This window comes from Arhodomonas sp. KWT, from assembly GCF_010993615.1.
Genome location: NZ_WNXE01000002.1, coordinates 75,646 through 93,285, shown reverse-complemented (window position 1 = coordinate 93,285; position 17,640 = coordinate 75,646). Strand labels below are relative to the sequence as shown.

General features: G+C 67.2%; 14 protein-coding genes and 1 tRNA gene. All 15 read right to left on the bottom strand.

What is annotated here, in order from left to right:
• The coding region (gene truB, locus G7A99_RS01420) for a tRNA pseudouridine(55) synthase TruB (RefSeq protein WP_240466055.1) at positions 1-859 on the bottom strand (859 nt) is incomplete at its 3' end.
• Positions 859-1,245 carry a 30S ribosome-binding factor RbfA gene (rbfA, locus tag G7A99_RS01415; protein WP_018717705.1) on the bottom strand — a complete coding sequence of 129 codons (387 nt, stop codon included), beginning with the start codon at positions 1,243-1,245 and terminating at the stop codon, positions 859-861. The genes truB and rbfA, both read right to left, overlap by 1 nt.
• Positions 1,246-1,266: 21 nt before the next feature.
• Complete coding sequence (gene infB, locus G7A99_RS01410) at positions 1,267-3,915, bottom strand: translation initiation factor IF-2 (protein WP_163138685.1); 2,649 nt, start codon at positions 3,913-3,915, stop codon at positions 1,267-1,269.
• An 83-nt stretch (positions 3,916-3,998) separates the two neighbouring features.
• Positions 3,999-5,498 (bottom strand): transcription termination factor NusA, encoded by a 1,500-nt coding sequence (nusA, locus tag G7A99_RS01405; protein ID WP_018717703.1) that lies wholly within the window; start codon positions 5,496-5,498, stop codon positions 3,999-4,001.
• A gap of 13 nt (positions 5,499-5,511) precedes the next feature.
• On the bottom strand, positions 5,512-5,973 hold the full coding sequence (rimP, locus tag G7A99_RS01400) for a ribosome maturation factor RimP (protein ID WP_018717702.1): 462 nt from the start codon (positions 5,971-5,973) through the stop codon (positions 5,512-5,514).
• A 127-nt stretch (positions 5,974-6,100) separates the two neighbouring features.
• A tRNA-Met gene (locus G7A99_RS01395) sits at positions 6,101-6,177 on the bottom strand.
• A 130-nt stretch (positions 6,178-6,307) separates the two neighbouring features.
• The gene (gene nuoN / locus G7A99_RS01390) at positions 6,308-7,747 is read right to left on the bottom strand and encodes an NADH-quinone oxidoreductase subunit NuoN (protein WP_018717701.1); all 1,440 of its coding nucleotides are present in this window, start codon (positions 7,745-7,747) and stop codon (positions 6,308-6,310) included.
• A 54-nt stretch (positions 7,748-7,801) separates the two neighbouring features.
• Positions 7,802-9,316 carry an NADH-quinone oxidoreductase subunit M gene (locus G7A99_RS01385; RefSeq protein ID WP_026321007.1) on the bottom strand — a complete coding sequence of 505 codons (1,515 nt, stop codon included), beginning with the start codon at positions 9,314-9,316 and terminating at the stop codon, positions 7,802-7,804.
• Between the two features lie 63 nt (positions 9,317-9,379).
• Positions 9,380-11,395: an NADH-quinone oxidoreductase subunit L gene (gene nuoL / locus G7A99_RS01380; RefSeq protein ID WP_018717699.1), complete on the bottom strand. Its 2,016-nt coding sequence runs from the start codon at positions 11,393-11,395 to the stop codon at positions 9,380-9,382.
• A 4-nt stretch (positions 11,396-11,399) separates the two neighbouring features.
• The gene (gene nuoK / locus G7A99_RS01375; RefSeq protein ID WP_018717698.1) at positions 11,400-11,705 is read right to left on the bottom strand and encodes an NADH-quinone oxidoreductase subunit NuoK; all 306 of its coding nucleotides are present in this window, start codon (positions 11,703-11,705) and stop codon (positions 11,400-11,402) included.
• A gap of 41 nt (positions 11,706-11,746) precedes the next feature.
• Positions 11,747-12,361 carry an NADH-quinone oxidoreductase subunit J gene (locus G7A99_RS01370; protein ID WP_026321006.1) on the bottom strand — a complete coding sequence of 205 codons (615 nt, stop codon included), beginning with the start codon at positions 12,359-12,361 and terminating at the stop codon, positions 11,747-11,749.
• Positions 12,362-12,403: 42 nt separating this feature from the next.
• On the bottom strand, positions 12,404-12,892 hold the full coding sequence (gene nuoI / locus G7A99_RS01365; RefSeq protein WP_018717696.1) for an NADH-quinone oxidoreductase subunit NuoI: 489 nt from the start codon (positions 12,890-12,892) through the stop codon (positions 12,404-12,406).
• Positions 12,893-12,905: 13 nt separating this feature from the next.
• Positions 12,906-13,925, bottom strand: a complete 1,020-nt coding sequence (gene nuoH, locus G7A99_RS01360) for an NADH-quinone oxidoreductase subunit NuoH (RefSeq protein WP_026321005.1) — start codon at positions 13,923-13,925, stop codon at positions 12,906-12,908.
• Positions 13,926-13,962: 37 nt separating this feature from the next.
• Positions 13,963-16,362, bottom strand: coding sequence for an NADH-quinone oxidoreductase subunit NuoG (gene nuoG, locus G7A99_RS01355; protein ID WP_018717694.1), 2,400 nt, complete (start codon positions 16,360-16,362; stop codon positions 13,963-13,965).
• Positions 16,359-17,639 (bottom strand): NADH-quinone oxidoreductase subunit NuoF, encoded by a 1,281-nt coding sequence (gene nuoF, locus G7A99_RS01350; RefSeq protein WP_018717693.1) that lies wholly within the window; start codon positions 17,637-17,639, stop codon positions 16,359-16,361. The genes nuoG and nuoF overlap by 4 nt, the downstream gene beginning before the upstream one ends.
• Between the last annotated feature and the right edge of the window lies 1 nt (position 17,640).

Here is a 17,640-nt window from a genome sequence, read left to right as displayed (position 1 = left end):
CGAGGAAGCGCTCGCCCTCGGCGAACAGCCGTACCCAGCCCTGCCCCGGCGCCCGCGGCACCCACACCGGCTGCCCCTGGCGGACGTAGGCCGCCAGATCGCCGCTGAGGTGGATGTCCGGCCAGTCACCGAGGGCCTGCTCCATGGGGATCAGGCGCTGCTCCAGCGCGGCACGCCCCTCGTCCCCGTCGAGCGTTTCCAGCGCCGGAAGGGTGACGAGCGCCGCCTCGTCGCGAAACGGCCCGAGGGCCGTACGGCGCAGGGCGGTGACGTGCGCGCCCGGGCCGACGGCCTCGCCGATATCCTCGACCAGGGTGCGCACGTAGGTGCCCTTGCTGCACGCCACCTCGAGGGTGGCGGTATCGCCGTCGATCGCCAGCAGACGCAGCTCGTGGATCGTCACCGGGCGCGGCGGGCGCTCGACCTCGCGGCCCTCACGGGCCAGCTCGTAGAGCCGCCGTCCCTCGTGCTTGAGCGCCGAGTACATCGGCGGCACCTGCTCGATCGCCCCCTCGAAGCGCACCATCGCCGCCCCCAGGGTATCGCGGTCGAGACCGATGACCGGCCGCTCCGCCACCACCTCGCCCTCGGCGTCACCGGTGTCGGTCACGCAGCCGAACCGGGCGGTGACCCGATAGCGCTTGTCCGCATCGAGGAGAAAGGCGCTGACCTTGGTCGCCTCGCCGAAGCACAGCGGCAGCAAGCCGGTGGCGAGCGGATCGAGGCTGCCGGTGTGGCCGGCCTTGCGCGCATCGAGCAGCCGGCGTACCCGCTGCAGCGCGTGATTGGACGTCACGCCGGCGGGCTTGTCCAGCAGCATGATGCCGTGGACGTTGCGTCCCTTGCGTCTGCGACCCATCAGCTGTCCGGGTTGTCGTCGTCCGTCCCGTCGTCCCGCGCGACGGCCTCGTCAATGAGGCGCGAGACACGGGCACCGCGGTCGAAGGATTCGTCGTACTCGAACACCAGCGCCGGGACCTGGCGCAGCCGCACGCGGCGCGCGAGCTGCGAGCGCAGGAAACCGGCCGCGTGATTGAGCGCCTCGACGGCATCAGCGGAGGCCTCGGCGCTCGCCCCGAGCACGGTGACCAGCACCCGCGCGTGGGCGAAGTCACGGGTCACCGAGACCTCGGAGACCGTGACGGAACCGACGCGCGGGTCGCGCACCTCGTCGCGGATGAGCTCGGCGAGCTCGCGCTGGATCTGCTCGCCGACCCGCCTCGTCCGGGAGAAATCACGTGCCATTAACGTCCCCCGTCCCGGCGATCACAGCTCACGCCGGATCTCGACGCGCTCGTAGCACTCGATCTGGTCGCCGACCTTGACGTCATTGTAGTTCTTCACGCCGATGCCGCACTCGGTGCCGGCACGAACCTCATTGACGTCGTCCTTGTGGCGGCGCAGCGACTCCAGCGCACCCTCGAAGATCACCACGTTGTCACGCAGCACGCGGATCGGGTTGTTGCGCCGGACCACGCCCTCCTCGACCAGGCAGCCAGCGATCTGGCCGAGCTTGGAGGAGCGGAAGACGTCCATGACCGCCGCCTGACCGATGATCTCCTCGCGCACCTCCGGCTCCAGCATACCGCTGATGGCGTTGCGGAGCTGATCGATGGCGTCGTAGATCACGCTGTAGTAGTGGAGCTCGACGTCGTTTTCCTGGGCCGCCTTGCGCGCCTTGCCGTCGGCGCGGACGTTGAAGCCGATGAGCAGTGCCTCGGAGGCCAGCGCCAGGTTGACGTCGCCCTCGTTGATCGCGCCCACTCCGCTGCTGACGACCTTGATCTTGACCTCGTCGTTGGAGAGGTTCTGCAGCGACTGGCCGAGCGCCTCCACGGAGCCCTGCACGTCGCCCTTGATCACGAGGTTGACGGTCTTGACCTCGCCCTCGCCCATCTGGGAGAAGAGCTCGTCCATCTTGGCGGCCTTCTGGGCCTGCAAACGCTTGTCGCGGCTCTTCTCGCGGCGGCCCTCGGCGATCTCGCGGGCCTTGCGCTCGTCCTCGAGCACCAGGACCTCGTCGCCGGCCTCAGGCAGACCGGAGAGACCGAGCACGACCACCGGGGTCGACGGACCGGCGTCGTCGACGCGGTTGCCGCCCTCGTCGAGCATCGCGCGGACGCGCCCGTACTCCGTGCCGGAGAGGATGACGTCACCGGTGTGGAGCACGCCGTTGCGCACCAGCACGGTCGCCACCGGGCCGCGCCCCTTGTCGAGGCTGGACTCGATAACCACGCCGTTCGCCGGGCAGTCCACCACGGCCTTGAGCTCGAGGAGCTCCGACTGGAGCAGCAGCGCCTCGAGGAGCGCGTCGATGCCCTGGCCGGTCACCGCGGAGACGTTCACGAACTGGGTGTCGCCACCCCACTCCTCGGGGATGACCTCGAACTGGGTCAGCTCCTGGCGCACGCGATCCGGGTCGGCGCCGGGCTTGTCGATCTTGTTGACGGCCACGACGATCGGCACTCCGGCCGCGCGGGCGTGCTTGATCGCCTCCTGGGTCTGCGGCATGACGCCGTCGTCCGCCGAGACCACCAGGATGACCACGTCGGTGACCTGCGCACCGCGGGCACGCATGGCGGTGAAGGCCTCGTGCCCGGGGGTGTCCAGGAAGGTCACCATGCCCTGGTCGGTCTTCACGTGATATGCACCGATGTGCTGGGTGATGCCGCCGGCCTCGCCGGACGCCACCTTGGTGCGGCGGATGTGGTCGAGCAGCGAGGTCTTGCCGTGGTCGACATGGCCCATGATGGTGACCACCGGCGCCCGCGGCTCGCGCTCGCCCTCGGGCTCCTCCGCCTGGGCGAGGATCTCTTCCTCGGCGGCGTTCTCGTTGACCACCTTCGGACGGTGCCCCAGCTCCTCGACGAGCAGCACGGCGGTGTCCTGGTCGATGGCCTGGTTGATGGTGGCCATGACACCCTGCTTCATCATCTCCTTGATGAGATCCGCCGCCTTGACGCTCATGCGCTGGGCGAGATCGCCGACGGTGATGCTCTCGGGCACCTCCACCTCGCGGACCACCGGCTGAGTCGGACGCTCGAAGCCGTGCTGCAGCTGCTCGGCGGCGCCACCGGCACGACGCCCCCCCCGGCGACCGCGACCGCCGGCACCCTTGGTCTCGGCGCCCTTCTTGCGCGCCTTGCCCTTGCCCTTGGCTGCCTTGCGCGCGGCCCGCTCCTCGGCCTCACGCTCGCGCTTCGCCTCCGCCTCGAGACGCTTGCGCTCCTTCTCTTCCTCGATTTCCTTCTGGCGCTGGGCCTCGGACTCGTTGGCCTCCTCCGTCTCCTCGGCCTCGTCCGCCGCGGTGGCCTCGTCAACGGGCTCCGGTTCGGCTACGGGCTCGGCCTCCTCCGCGGGAGTCTCCTCGGCGGCGGGCGCCTCCTCGGCCTCCGGCGTCGACTGCTCGCCGGCCTCGGCCTGCTCCGGGACGGACGCCTCGCCGGCCGCTTCGGTGGAGACGGCCGTCTCCGATGCCTGCGGCTGCGGCTCCGGCTGGGCGTCCGGACGCGCCAGGGCGTCGTCGAGTGCCTCCTCGAGGACACGGGCATCGCGCTCGTGCTGCTCCGCCTCGACGACACTTCGCTTGACGTACGTGCGCTTCTTGCGAACCTCGACGTTGACGGTGCGCCCGCCGGTGCTGCCCCGGCTGCCGCGCCCACCGGCACCGCCGGGCACGCGGATCTGGCTGTGACTCTTGCGCTTGAGCGTGATCTGCTTGGGACCGGGACCGGCCTCGCTGTCACCGCGACCCGCGGCCTTGCGCAGGTGCTCGACGAGCGTGGACATGTCCTCGCGGGAGAAGGTGGAACTCGCGTTCCGCCCCTCGATGCCGGCCTCATTGAGCTGGGTCAACAGGCGGTCCACGGGGATGCCAGCGGCCTCCGCGAAATCCTTGATCGTCGTATTCGCCATAAACTTCTACCTCCGGTCCACCTGTTGCCGAGCGCCGTTTCCGAGCGGGTAGCGACGACGCCTCCCGTCGCCGCGGGCCCCGTTCAGGACTCCCCGTCCTGCTGCTCGGCGAACCAGGGCTCGCGCGCCTTCATGATGAGCGCCGCGGCACGCTCCTGGTCCATGCCCTCAACCTCGAGCAGGTCGTCCACCGACTGCTCGGCCAGGTCCTCCATGGTGGTGATGCCCTGCTGCGCCAATGCCTGGGCCAGCGTCTCGTCCATTCCTTCCATGCCGAGCAGGTCCTCCGCCGGCACCTCGCCCGCGGCCTGCGCCCGCTCGGCCTCGCGCTCGGCCAGCACATCCCGTGCCCGCGCACGGAGCGCCTCGACGATATCCTCGTCGAAATCCTCGATCTCGAGCAGCTCCGCGGCGGGCACGTAGGCGATCTCCTCGAGGCTCGAGAAGCCTTCCTCGACCAGCACCGCGGAAATGTCCTCGTCCACGTTCAGCGTGTCGACGAACATCTGCAGCAGCTCCGCGGTCTCCTGTTCGCTCTTCTCGCGGGCCTCGTCGGCGGTCATCACGTTCAGCTCCCAGCCGGTGAGCTGACTGGCGAGGCGGACGTTCTGCCCGCCGCGGCCGATGGCCTGGGAGAGCTGATCCTCCGCCACCGCGATGTCCATGCTGTGACGATCCTCGTCGACGACGATGGACTCGACCTCCGCCGGCGCCATCGCGTTGATCACGAACTGGGCCGGGTTCTCGTCCCACAGGATGATGTCGACCCGCTCGCCGGCGAGCTCGTTGGACACCGCCTGCACGCGCGAGCCACGCATGCCGACACAGGCCCCGACCGGATCGATGCGCGGATCCAGGGCATGTACCGCGATCTTCGCGCGCATGCCCGGATCACGCGCCGCCGCCGGCAGCTCCAGCAGCTCCTGGCCGACCTCGGGGACCTCGAGCTTGAACAGCTCCAGCAGGAATTCCGGCGCGGTGCGGGAGACAAAGAGCTGCGGACCCCGATTCTCGGAACGGACCTCCTTGAGGTAGCCCCGCAGGCGGTCACCGGGGCGCACCGCCTCCCGCGGGATCATCTCCTCGCGGGGGATGAAGGCCTCGGCGTTGCCGCCAAGGTCCAGGTAGATATTGCCCCGTTCGACACGCTTGACAATGCCGGTGATGAGCTCGCCCTCGCGCTCGTGATAGGCCTCGACGACCTTTGCGCGCTCGGCCTCGCGGACCTTCTGCACGATGACCTGCTTGGCCGTCTGGGCGGCGATACGACCGAACTCCACCGACTCCATCGGTTCCTCGATGGTCCCGTCGATCTCGGCCTCCGGATCGCGCTCGCGGGCCTGTTCCAGGGTGAGCTCGCGGTCCGGCTCCTCGAGGGCCTCGTCCTCGACCACCGTCCAGCGCCGGAACGTGCTGTACTCGCCGGTGCGACGGTCCACGCTCACGCGCACATCCATCTCGCCGCCATGGCGCTTGCGCGTCGCCGAGGCGAGCGCCGCCTCGATGGCCTCGAAGATGACCTCCTTGTCCACGCCCTTCTCGTTCGAGATGGCATCGACAACCAACAGGACTTCTTTGCTCATTGATTACTCCAGCTCACCGGCCTTCGGGCTCCAGCTCGAGATTGGCGCGATCGACCACTTCCAGCGGCACGAGCACCTCCTCACCGTCTTCGTCGACCGCGACGGCGTCGTCACGCAGACCGCGCAGCACGCCGCGGACACTGCGCCGGCCGTCGTGGCGGCCGCGAATACGGATACGGATCCGCTCGCCCACGAAGCGGTCGTAGTCCGCGGGCTTGAACAGGGGACGCTCGAGCCCCGGCGAGGAGATCTCGAGGTTGTATTCCGCCGGGATCGGGTCCTCGACGTCGAGCACACCGCTGACCTGATGGCTCACCGCCTCGCAGTCGTCGACGTCGATGCCCTCCGGCGTGTCGATGTAGATCCGCAGCAGCCCGCGCTTGCTGTTCGGGTGGTACTCCAGGCCAACGAACTCGTAGCCCATCGCCTCGACCACCGGCTGCAGGATCTCGGTCAGTCTCTGTGCCGCCGCCATGCCGTCTGTATCGTCCCCACAAACAAAAAATGGGCCACGTCGGCCCATTCTTCGAAAAACCGCTGCGGCGGCGCCGTGGCTGCGCCACCTACAAAAAAAGGCCGCAAGCGGCCTTTTCGAAGATGCCTGGTAGCGGGGGCAGGATTTGAACCTGCGACCTTCGGGTTATGAGCCCGACGAGCTGCCAGACTGCTCCACCCCGCATCTGACAAACAGTATTCTAACCGCGGCGTTGCGCCTTTTGCAAGCCCTCTTGCGAGGATCCCGCGGGGCGTTGACCCCGCCGCGGAGGACGTATGATACGCCTCGCGACGGGCAATGCAACCCTCCCGTGCTACCCGCCGAAGGCCGCGCGACAGACCGCGAACAGCGCACCGGGGAACAGCCCGAGACCGAGGATCGCCACGCCGTTGAGCCCGCAGACCCAGCGCACGGTCGCGGAGGCGGGAATCGCCTCGGCCTCGCCCTCGATACGCTCGAAGTACACGGCCTTGAGCACGCGCAGATAGTAGAAGGCGCTGATCACCGCGAACAGCACCGCGACCACCGCGAGCCAGACATGCCCCGTATCGATCACCGCCTTGAGCACCGCCCACTTGGAGTAGAAGCCCACGGTCCCGGGCACACCGGTCATCGAGAACATCACCACCAGCATGACCAGCGCCATACCGGTGCTGCGATCGTTGAGACCGCGCAGGTCGGCGATCTCGTCGGCCTCGTGGCCCCGGCGCGAGAGCACCATGATCATCCCGAACGCCGCCGCCGACATCAGCGCATAGCTGATCGCGTAGAACAGCGACGCGGCATAGCCCTCTTCCGTGCCGGCAATGAAACCGAGGAAGAGGAAGCCGATGTGGGCCACCGTCGAGTACGCCAGCAGCCGCTTGAAGTTGTCCTGCACCAGCGCGAACAGCGAACCCACGGCCAGCGATGCCACCGCCATGAACGTCGCCATGACCTGCCAGTCGCCGTGCAGCGCGCCGAGCCCCTCCGCGACCAGGCGCAGGAACAGCGGCACGGCGGCGACCTTGGACACGGTGCCGATGAACATCGAGGTCGGGGTCGCCGCGCCCTGGTAGACGTCCGGCACCCACATGTGGAAGGGCACCGCGCCGAACTTGAAGGCCACGCCCACCAGCGCGAAGGTCAGGCCGAAGGCGAGGAGCATGTTGTCCGGGCCGCCCGCCGCCTGCGCCGCGATCTCCGCCAGCTCCAGGCTGCCGCTGCCGCCGTAGATCATCGACATGCCGTAGAGCAGCATGCCCGAAGACAGCGCGCCCAGGACGAAGTATTTCATCGCTGCTTCGGAGGCAATACGGCTGTCCCGGTCAAAGGCCACCATCGCGTACAGCGCCAGCGACATGAGCTCGAGGCCGAGATACAGCGTGAGCATGCTGCCCGACGAGGACATGACGAACCCGCCGAGCACCGCAAACAGCCCGATCAGGTAGAACTCGCCACGCAGGAGGTTGCGCTGGCGCAGATAATCACGGCTGTAGGCGAACGCCAGGAAGGCGAAGCCGGCGATGCTCACCTTCAGCGTCGCGGCCAGACTGTCGGCGACGTAGGTACCGTTGAAGTCAACGGTATCCACGCCCCACTGGCTCTGCACGGCGAACCACATGGCGCCGAGCAGCGCGATCTGGCTGAGATAGAACGCCGGGGCGCTCTCGCGCCCGGTGGCGAACAGATCCGCGACCAGGACCACGCAGATCATGGCGAGCAGCCAGATCTCCGGGAGTGCCAGCGAGAAGTTGGGGATCACGAACGACATAGAGTACCTCGAGCCTATTCCTTTGGACGCGCCGTCCCGTTCAACCTCTGGACACTAGTTGGCCGCCATGACGATATTCGCCAGGTGCGAGAGTGTCGGCTCCATGACCTCCACGAGTGGCTGCGGCCACACGCCGAGGGCCAGCACCGCCAGCGCCAGCACGCCCAGGATCAGGAACTCGCGGCGATTGATATCACGGAGCGCCGCCACACCCTCGTTGGCGACCTCGCCGTAGACCACCCGCTTGATCATCCACAGCGTGTAGCCCGCCGCGAGCACCAGCGTAGTGGCCGCCAGGAACGCGAACCAGAAGTCCGCCTGGAAGGCCGCGAGCACCACCATGAACTCACCGACGAATCCGGATGTGCCCGGCAACCCGGCGTTCGCCATCGCGAACATGACGAAGAAGCCGGCAAACATCGGCATGCGGTTGGCCACCCCGCCGTAGTCGGCAATCCGCCGCGAATGCAGTCGGTCATAAAGCACGCCGACGCACAGGAACATCGCCGCGGAGACGAAACCGTGAGAGATCATCTGCACCGCCGCGCCCTCGAGGGCGAGCACCACGCCGGAACCCGAGACCGCCTCGGAACCGGCGATGCGGAAGATGGCGAAGAACCCCAGGGTGACGAAGCCCATGTGCGCGATGGACGAGTAGGCGATCAGCTTCTTCATGTCACTCTGGACGATCGCCACGAGGCCGATGTAGACCACCGCGATCAGCGACAGCGAGATCATCAGCCAGTCGAGCTGCACGCTCGCCACCGGGGTGATCGGCAGGCTGAACCGCAGGAAACCGTACCCGCCGATCTTGAGCATGATCGCCGCCAGGATCACGGAGCCGCCGGTGGGCGCCTCGACGTGGGCATCCGGCAGCCAGGTATGCACCGGCCACATGGGCACCTTCACCGCAAACGCGGCGAGGAATGCCAGGAAGATCATGGTCTGGATGGCCGGGTCCAGGCCCAGTCCGTAGAAGTCCGGGATCGCGAAGCTGCCCGCCTGATAGCTGAGGTAGATCAGCGCGACCAGCATCAGCACCGAGCCGAGGAACGTATACAGGAAGAACTTCAGCGTGGCGTAGATACGGTTCGGTCCGCCCCAGATACCGATGATCAGGAACATCGGGATGAGCATGGCCTCCCAGAACACGTAGAACAGGATGGCATCCAGAGCGCTGAACACGCCCACCATGATGCCCTCCATCACCAGGAAGGCGGCGAGATACTGCTGCGGCTTGTAGCGGATGACCTCCCAGCCGGCGATCACCACGAGCACCGTGGAGAACGTGGTCAGGATCACCAGGGGCATGGAGATGCCGTCGACGCCGAGGAAGTACTCAATGCCGAAGGTATCGATCCAGGTCGTGCGCTCCACGAACTGCATGGCCGCGGTGCCACTCTCGAAGCCCGCCCACAGGGCGAGACTGAGAACGAAGACCACCACACTGATCGCGAGCGCGAGCCGCCGACTGAAATCGGCCGCCCGCTCGCCAGTCATCAGCACCGCCAACCCGCCGAGAATGGGCAGCCAGATCAGCAGGCTAAGCACAGGCCAACCTTCAAACATTCGCTCATTCCTTGCCGTCGTTGTATCGAGATGCGCCGTGCAGCGCGCCGGTCGCGGCGCGCACTAGGCGAACCAGCCCTGCCAGCCGCCCACGAGCCAGGTGAGCAGGATCAGCAGGCCGATGATCATCGCGAACGCATAGTGATAGAGGTAGCCGGACTGCGCGCCACGCACCAGCGCCGCCACCCGGCCGATGGTCCGCGCCGTGCCGTTGATCAGCACGCCGTCGATGAGCCCGGCATCACCGCCGCGCCAGAGCACCCGGCCGATACCGCGCCCGAGGCCAGCGAAGCCATTGATCCACAGCGCATCGAAGCCGTACTTGCGCTCGAGGATCCCCCCGACCGGCCCGAAGGCGCGCCGCACGCCGGGCAGCAGCCCCGGGCGTGCGATATAGAGCACCCAGGTCACCGCGACACCGGCCACGGTGAGCCAGAAGGCGGGGTTGACCAGCGCGTGCACGCCGAAGGAGACCGGGCCGTGCCAGACCTCCTCCGCCATGTGATGGAGGACGTCATGCGCCTCGGCGACGTGGATGGCACCGCCGAAGTAATCGCCGTAGAGCACGGGACCGGTGGTGAACCAGCCGATGACCACCGAGGGGATCGCGAGCAGGATCAGCGGCACGGTCACCACGCGCGGGGACTCGTGCAGGTGCTCGCGGGTATGGGCGTCCATGCGCTCCTTGCCGTGGAAGACGAGGAAGAACAGCCGGAACGAGTACAGCGCCGTGACGAACACCCCGAGGAGCACACACCAGTAAGCGAACTCGGCCCCCGGCCGGCCCTCGGTGGCGGCGAGATGCACCGCCTCGATGATGGCGTCCTTGGAGTAGTAACCGGAGAAGAACGGCGTGCCGATGAGCGCGAGTGTACCGACCAGCATGGTCCAGTAGGTCACCGGCATGTACTTGCGCAGCCCGCCCATCTCGCGCATGTCCTGCTTGTGGTGCATGGCGATGATGACCGAGCCCGCGCCGAGAAAGAGCAGCGCCTTGAAGAAGGCGTGGGTCATGAGATGGAACACACCCGCCGCGTAGGCGGACGCCCCCAGGGCCACGAACATGTACCCGAGCTGCGAGAGCGTGGAGTACGCGATCACGCGCTTGATGTCGTCCTGAACCAGGCCCACCAGGCCCATGAAGAACGCCGTGATGCCGCCGATGACCAGGATCACCGACAGTGCGGTGACCGACTGCTCGTAGAGCGGCGACATGCGCGCGATCATGAAGATGCCCGCCGTGACCATGGTCGCGGCGTGGATGAGCGCGGAGATCGGCGTGGGACCTTCCATGGAATCCGGCAGCCACACGTGCAACGGCACCTGCGCGGATTTCGCCATCGCGCCAATGAGCAGCAGGATGCAGGCGACGGTCGCGACCAGCGCCTCCCCGCCGAACAGCGTCATGGTCTCGCCCGTGCTCTGCGCAGCCGTGCCGAACACCTGCGCGTAGTCCAGGCTGCCGTAGTACATGAACACCGTGGCGATGCCGAGCACGAAACCGAAGTCACCGACGCGGTTGACCAGGAACGCCTTGAGATTGGCGAAGGTGGCGCTCGGGCGATTAAGCCAGAACCCGATCAGCAGGTAGGAAACCAGGCCGACGCCTTCCCAGCCGAAGAACAGCTGCATGAAGTTGTTCGCCATCACCAGCATGAGCATGGAGAAGGTGAACAGATTGATGTAGCTGAAGAATCGCTGGTAGCTGGCGACACCGGCACCGCTGCCCGCCGGCCAATTGTGCTCGTCGTCCGCCATGTAACCGATGGTGTAGATGTGCACCATCAGCGACACGAAGGTGACGACCACCATCATCATCGCGGTAAGCCGGTCCACCAGGAAGCCGACCTCGACGGTCAGACCCTGGATCGCGGCCCAGGTATAGACCGCCCCGTTGAACGGCTCCGCCGCCCCGGAGAGCTGGCCGAACAGGGTCACGAACGACAGCGCGCAGGAGATCGCGACCGCGCCGATCGCCACCCGATGGGCCCCCACCCGGCCGAGCCGCCGGCCATAAAGGCCGGTGACCGCGGCCCCGATCAGGGGCGCCAGAACGATGAGCAGATATACCGTCTCCATTCGATCAGCCCTTCATGCTGTCAAGGTCGCCGACATTGATGGTGTCGCGGTTGCGGAACAGCACCACGAGGATCGCCAGTCCGATGGCGGACTCGGCAGCAGCCACCGTAAGGATGAAGAACACGAACACCTGTCCGTGGATATCCCCCAGGGCGCTGGAGAAGGCGATGAAGTTGAAATTCACCGCCAGCAGGATCAGCTCGATGGACATCAACAGGATCAACGCGTTCTTGCGGTTGAGAAAGATCCCGGCCACACCGAGGCTGAACAGGATCGCCCCGAGCACCAGATAATGCGACAGTTCCAGCATGCGTTCGTCCCGACCGTCTTGGGGTTTGCGAGGTCTATCTATCAGTCCCGTTTCTCGGGATTCATGCGCACCACGCGCAGCCGTTCGGCCTTCCTGGTGTGCACCTGTTTGGCGATGTCCTGATGCTTCGTGCCCGAGCGCCGGCGCAGCGTGAGCATGATCGCGGCGATAATCGCGAGCATGAGCACCACGGCGGCGACCTCGAACGGATAGACGTAGATCGTGTAGAGCACGTTGCCGATCAGGGCGGTGTTGCTCTGGGCCGTGCCCACACCGCCGAGCGCCTCACTGGCGCCGCCGGCGAGCCCGACCGCCGAGAGCTCGCCGGAGCCCAGCACGAGCAGCATCTCCAGCAGCATCGCCGCGCCCACCAGCACCCCGACGGGCAGATAGCGGGCAAAGCCCTCGCGCAGCGGTGCGACGTTGATGTCGAGCATCATCACCACGAACAGGAACAGCACCATCACCGCGCCCACGTAGACGAGCACCACGGCGATGCCGAGGAACTCCGCCTGCGCCAGCAGCCAGAGCACGCCGCTGTTGAAGAACGCCAGCACCAGGAACAGCGCCGAGTGCACCGGGTTGCGCGCAGTGATGACCATGGTGGCGGCAAAGATCAGCACCGCCGCGAATACGTAGAAGATGATCAGCTCAATCACGTCGCCTTCTTCCTCGTTGGCCTGTGACGCCCGCCGGGCTCACCGGTACACCGCGTCCGCGGCCCGGTCCCGGGCCAGCTGCGCCTCGTACTCATCACCGAACGCCAGCAGCTGCTGCTTGTTCACGATCTGCTCACCGCGCTCCTCGAAGTGGTACTCGAACTCGCGGGTCTCGACGATCGAGTCCACCGGGCAGGATTCCTCGCAGAAGCCACAGTAGATGCACTTGAACAGGTCGATGTCGTAACGCGTGGTCCGCCGCGTACCGTCCTCGCGCGGTTCGGACTCGATGGTGATCGCCAGTGCCGGACAGACCGCCTCGCAGAGCTTGCAGGCGATACAGCGCTCCTCGCCGTTGGGATAGCGGCGCAGAGCGTGCCGCCCGCGGAAACGCGGCGACTGGGGGGCGCGCTCGTCCGGGTACTCGATGGTGTACTTCGCGTCGAACAGATGCCGGCCGGTGAGCTTCAGGCCCTTGAGCAGCTCGACCAGCAGGAAGCTGTTGAAGAAGTCGCGAATCGCTTGCATGGGAGCCTCCAGCTCAGAACCAGGGGCCGAACCCGGTGAGAATGAACACCGACTCGACGACCAGCCAGACCACGGTCACCGGGATCAGCACCTTCCAGCCGAGCCGCATGATCTGGTCGTAGCGATAGCGCGGGAATGTGCCGCGGAACCAGATGTAGCAGAACAGGAAGAACGCCACCTTCAGGCAGAACCAGATCATGCCCGGGACCAGATCGAAGATCGGGCCGAGCACCGGCAGACCGTGAAACGGCGAGTACCAGCCACCGAGGAACATGATCGCCGCGAGCCCGGAGATCAGGATCATGTTGGCGTACTCGGCGAGGAAGAACACGGCGAACGCCATGCCCGAGTATTCCACGTGGAAGCCCGCAACGATCTCCGACTCGCCCTCGGCGACGTCGAACGGCAAACGGTTGGTCTCGGCAACGCCGGAGATCCAGTAGACGATGAACAGCGGCAGCAGCGGCAGCCAGAACCAGTTCCAGATCGGGCCGGCCTGGGCCTCGACGATCTCACTGATATTGAGGCTGCCCGAGGCCATGAGCACGCCCACCAGGGCGAAACCCATGGCGATCTCGTAGGAAACCACCTGGGCGCCGGCGCGCAGCGCGCCGAGAAGCGCGTACTTCGAGTTGGAGGCCCACCCGGCGACGATAACGCCGTAGACACCGAGCGAGGCCATCGCGAGGACATAGAGCAGGCCGGCGTTGACGTCCGCGATCACCAGCCCCTGGCCGACGGGCAGCACCGCCCAGGCCGCGAGCGCCGGCATGATCGAGAGCATGGGGGCGATCACGAACAGGCCGCGGTTCGCGTTCAGCGGCAGCACGATCTCCTTGAGCATGAGCTTGAGCGCGTCCGCGAACGGCTGCAGCAGTCCATAGGCCCCCACGCGGTTGGGGCCGCGGCGCAGCTGGATCCAGCCGATGACCTTGCGTTCGGCATAGGTCATGTACGCCACGGCGATCAACAGCGGCACCAGCAGCACCACGATTTTCGCCAGAATCCATACTAGCTCGAGTATTTCAGCCATGCCTGTCTCGCTTTGCCCTCGATGCAGCCGCGCATGCTCACACGCGCGTGACCGTGACCTCACCCATCAGCGGCCCCAGGGCCTCGCTGCCCTGCAGCCCGGCATCCACCCAGACGGTCTCCGCCGGGACCGCGGCGTCCACCGTCACGGTCAGACGGCTCGTCGCCTCGCCCTGGCGCACCTCAACGGTCTCGCCCTCGTTGATACCCAGCGCCGCGGCGGTCGCCGGGGCCAGCACCGCACTCGCCGGACGCGCCTGCGAGGTCCGCTGCAGGGCCTCGCCGCGGCGCACCAGCGCGTCGGTGCCATAGAGCGCGACGCCGCCGGCACGCATCAGCCCGGAGGGCGAGCGCGGTTCGAGGGTATCGTTTTCCCACGCGAGCATGTCCGGCTCGCCGCCGCGGACCCGCCCGCGCAGATCGGCGTGGATCTCGTCCGGTGCCTGGTAGTCGTAGCCGTCCAGATCCAGCAGGTTGCCGAGCACCCGCAGCAGACGCCAGGCCGGACGGGCCTCGCCCACCGGACGGCCGACGCCCGCGAAGGTCTGCCAGTCACCCTGGGCGTTGACCAGCGTTCCGGCGGTCTCGCCGAAGCTCGCCACCGGCAGGATGACGTCCGCCCAGGCCTTCATGCGCGGCGTCGCCCAGGGGCTGAGCGCCAGCGCGAACTCCGCCTCACCGAGCGCCCGCTCCGCGGCGGCGCCGTTCCAGAAATCGTGTTCCGGCTCCACGCCCAGGGTGATGAATCCGGACATGCCCTCGCGGATCATCGCCCCGGCATCCCGGCCGCGGCCCTGTCCGCCACCAACCTGACGGTGGGGCACGGCGCCCGCGAGCCAGCCGCCGGCACTGTTGCCCCCGGCCGTCAGGACACCGAAGGACGCGCCGGCAGTGCGGGCCACGTAGGCCGCCAGCGCGCGCAGCTCGGCGCCCGCCGGATGGCCCTCGACGAGCCCGCCGGTGAGCACGGCGGCATCCCCGGCATTGGCGAGCGCATCCGCAATGCGGCGGTGCTCGTCCCCGACCGTGGCACCATAGGCGGCGACCCACTGCGGCAGGGACTCGCCCCGGCTCTCTGCCAGCGCGGTCGCGACGGCCGCTGCCGCCTCGACCATGGCACCGGGATGGACCACGTGCTCCAGGGTCGGACGGAAGTTCCAGTCGTGAGCACGCGGGTTGAGGAACATGACGTCACCGCCGCGCAGGCTGGCCTGGCGGAGCCGGTGGTTGAGCAGCGGCACCTCCCAGCGGGGATAGCCACCGACCACGAATGCCGCGTCCACGCTCTCGAAGTCCGCGATGGGCCGCCCCAGCGACGGGCGCTCGGGGGCGTGATCATCGTCCCGGAAATCGGCCTGGCGCAGGCGATGATCGATGCTGTCGCTGCCCAGGTCACGGACCAGACGCGCCAGCAGGTACATCTCTTCGGTGGTGGCCGAGGGCGAGACCAGCGCGCCCAGGGCCTCGCCGCCGTGGCGCGAGACCACGGACTTGAGCGCCGAGACGGTGTGCTCCAGCGCCGTCTCCCAGTCCGTCTCGCGCCACTGGCCGTCGAGCTTGATCATCGGCCGGGCGAGTCGGTCCTCGCTGTAGACACCCTGGTAACCGAAGCGGTCGCGGTCGGCAATCCAGTTCTCGTTGACCGACTCGTTCTCCCGCGGCACGACACGCTTGATCGTCCCGCGCACGTGATGGAGGTTCAGATTGGCGCCGACGGGGTCATGGGGACTCACCGAGGGGTGACTGAGCATCTCCCAGGCACGGGCCCGGAAGCGGAAGGGCTTGTTGGTCAGCGCGCCCACCGGGCAGAGGTCGATGATGTTGCCCGAGAGCTCGGAGTGAACACCATGCCCGACCCAGGTGCCGATCTCCATGTGCTCGCCGCGGTACATGCCGCCGAGCTCCGAGGTCCCGGCGATTTCGTCGAGGAAACGCACACAACGGGTGCAATGAATGCAGCGCGTCATCTCCGTGGCAACGAGTGGGCCCAGGTCCTCGTCCTTGACCGAGCGCTTGCGCTCGACGAAGCGGGAGACACTCCGGCCGTAGCCCATGGAGACGTCCTGGAGCTCGCACTCGCCGCCCTGATCGCAGATCGGGCAGTCCAGCGGATGATTGATCAGGAGGAACTCCATCACGCCGCGCTGCGCCTTGAGCGCGCGCTCGGACTGCGTGGAGACCGTCATCCCGTCACCTACGGCGGTGGCGCAGGCGGGAAGCGGCTTGGGCGCCGGGCGCCCGTTCATCTCCACGTCCACCAGGCACATGCGGCAGTTCGCCGGCACCGAGAGCTTGCGGTGATAGCAAAAGCGCGGGATGTCGATGCCCTGCTCGTCGGCGACCTGGATGATCGTTGCGCCCTTGGGCGCGGCGACCTCGCGGCCGTCGATGGTGACGGTGACGGTGTCCGGCTTCGTTTCCTCGACCTTCGCGTTCATGCTGCCGCCTCAACCATGGAGCGCTTGTGCTCGATGTAGTACTCGAACTCGTGGCGCCAGTATTTGAGCACCCCCTGCACCGGCCACGCCGCCGCCTCGCCGAAGGCACAGATGGTATGCCCGGCGATCTGGCCCGCCGCCGCCTCGAGCAGCTCCAGGTCCTCGGCGCGACCACGACCCTCGTAGATGCGCTTGATCACCCGGTGCATCCAGCCCGTGCCCTCGCGACACGGGGTGCACTGACCGCAGGACTCGGCGTAGTAGAACCGGGAGATGCGCATCAGCATCTTGACCATGTCGGTGGTCTCGTCCATTACCACGACCGCACCCGAGCCCAGGCCGGACCCGGCCTTCTGGATGGAGTCGTAGTCCATGTTCATCTCCATCAGCACGTCGGCCGGGAGAATGGGCATGGACGAGCCTCCGGGGATCGCGGCCTTGAGCTTGCGCCCACCGCGCATGCCGCCGGCCATCTCCAGGAGGTCACTGAACGGCGTGCCCAGCGGGATCTCGAAGTTACCGGGCCGCTCCACATGCCCGGAGACCGAGAAGATCTTGGTGCCGCCGGCATTGGGGATGCCGAGATCCAGGAACCAGTCCGCACCGTTGCGGATCACGGAGGGCACGGAGGCCAGGGTCTCGGTGTTGTTGATCGTCGTCGGCCGGCCATAGACGCCGAACTGCGCCGGGAACGGCGGCTTGTTGCGGGGCTGGCCCTTCTTGCCCTCCAGCGACTCCATCAGGGCCGACTCCTCGCCGCAGATGTAGGCACCCGCGCCGAGGTGGTTGTAGAGCTCGAAGTCGAAGCCGGAACCGAGGATGTCCTCGCCCACGTAGCCCTGCTCGCGCGCCTCCGCCAGTGCCTGCTCCATGCGCTCGAACGGTTCCTTCATGAACTCGCCGCGCAGGTAGTTGTACCCATGGGTCGCGCCCATGGCGTAGCCGGCGATAACCATGCCTTCGATCAGCGCATGGGGGTTATAGCGCAGGATATCGCGATCCTTGCACGTACCCGGCTCCGACTCGTCGGAGTTGCACAGCAGGTACTTCGGCCCCGGGGCATCCTTGGGCATGAAGCTCCACTTCATCCCCGCCGGGAAGCCGGCACCGCCGCGGCCGCGCAGGGAGGACTTCTTGACCTCCTCGATGACGTCGTCCCGCGACATGCCCTCTTTGAGCACACGCTGCAGCGCCTGGTAGCCGCCGACCTTGAGGTAATTCTCGAGCGTCCACGGCTCGTCGAATTGCAGCGTCGCGTAACAGACCTCGTTAGCCATG

What these genes read in the sequence shown, in the direction of transcription:
- rbfA (WP_018717705.1), bottom strand. Translation starts at nt 1,245, where the DNA reads ATGGCACGTGATTTCTCCCGGACGAGGCGGGTCGGCGAGCAGATCCAG.
- infB (WP_163138685.1), bottom strand. Translation starts at nt 3,915, where the DNA reads ATGGCGAATACGACGATCAAGGATTTCGCGGAGGCCGCTGGCATCCCC.
- nusA (WP_018717703.1), bottom strand. Translation starts at nt 5,498, where the DNA reads ATGAGCAAAGAAGTCCTGTTGGTTGTCGATGCCATCTCGAACGAGAAG.
- rimP (WP_018717702.1), bottom strand. Translation starts at nt 5,973, where the DNA reads ATGGCGGCGGCACAGAGACTGACCGAGATCCTGCAGCCGGTGGTCGAG.
- nuoN (WP_018717701.1), bottom strand. Translation starts at nt 7,747, where the DNA reads ATGTCGTTCGTGATCCCCAACTTCTCGCTGGCACTCCCGGAGATCTGG.
- G7A99_RS01385 (WP_026321007.1), bottom strand. Translation starts at nt 9,316, where the DNA reads ATGTTTGAAGGTTGGCCTGTGCTTAGCCTGCTGATCTGGCTGCCCATT.
- nuoL (WP_018717699.1), bottom strand. Translation starts at nt 11,395, where the DNA reads ATGGAGACGGTATATCTGCTCATCGTTCTGGCGCCCCTGATCGGGGCC.
- nuoK (WP_018717698.1), bottom strand. Translation starts at nt 11,705, where the DNA reads ATGCTGGAACTGTCGCATTATCTGGTGCTCGGGGCGATCCTGTTCAGC.
- nuoI (WP_018717696.1), bottom strand. Translation starts at nt 12,892, where the DNA reads ATGCAAGCGATTCGCGACTTCTTCAACAGCTTCCTGCTGGTCGAGCTG.
- nuoH (WP_026321005.1), bottom strand. Translation starts at nt 13,925, where the DNA reads ATGGCTGAAATACTCGAGCTAGTATGGATTCTGGCGAAAATCGTGGTG.
- nuoG (WP_018717694.1), bottom strand. Translation starts at nt 16,362, where the DNA reads ATGAACGCGAAGGTCGAGGAAACGAAGCCGGACACCGTCACCGTCACC.
- nuoF (WP_018717693.1), bottom strand. Translation starts at nt 17,639, where the DNA reads ATGGCTAACGAGGTCTGTTACGCGACGCTGCAATTCGACGAGCCGTGG.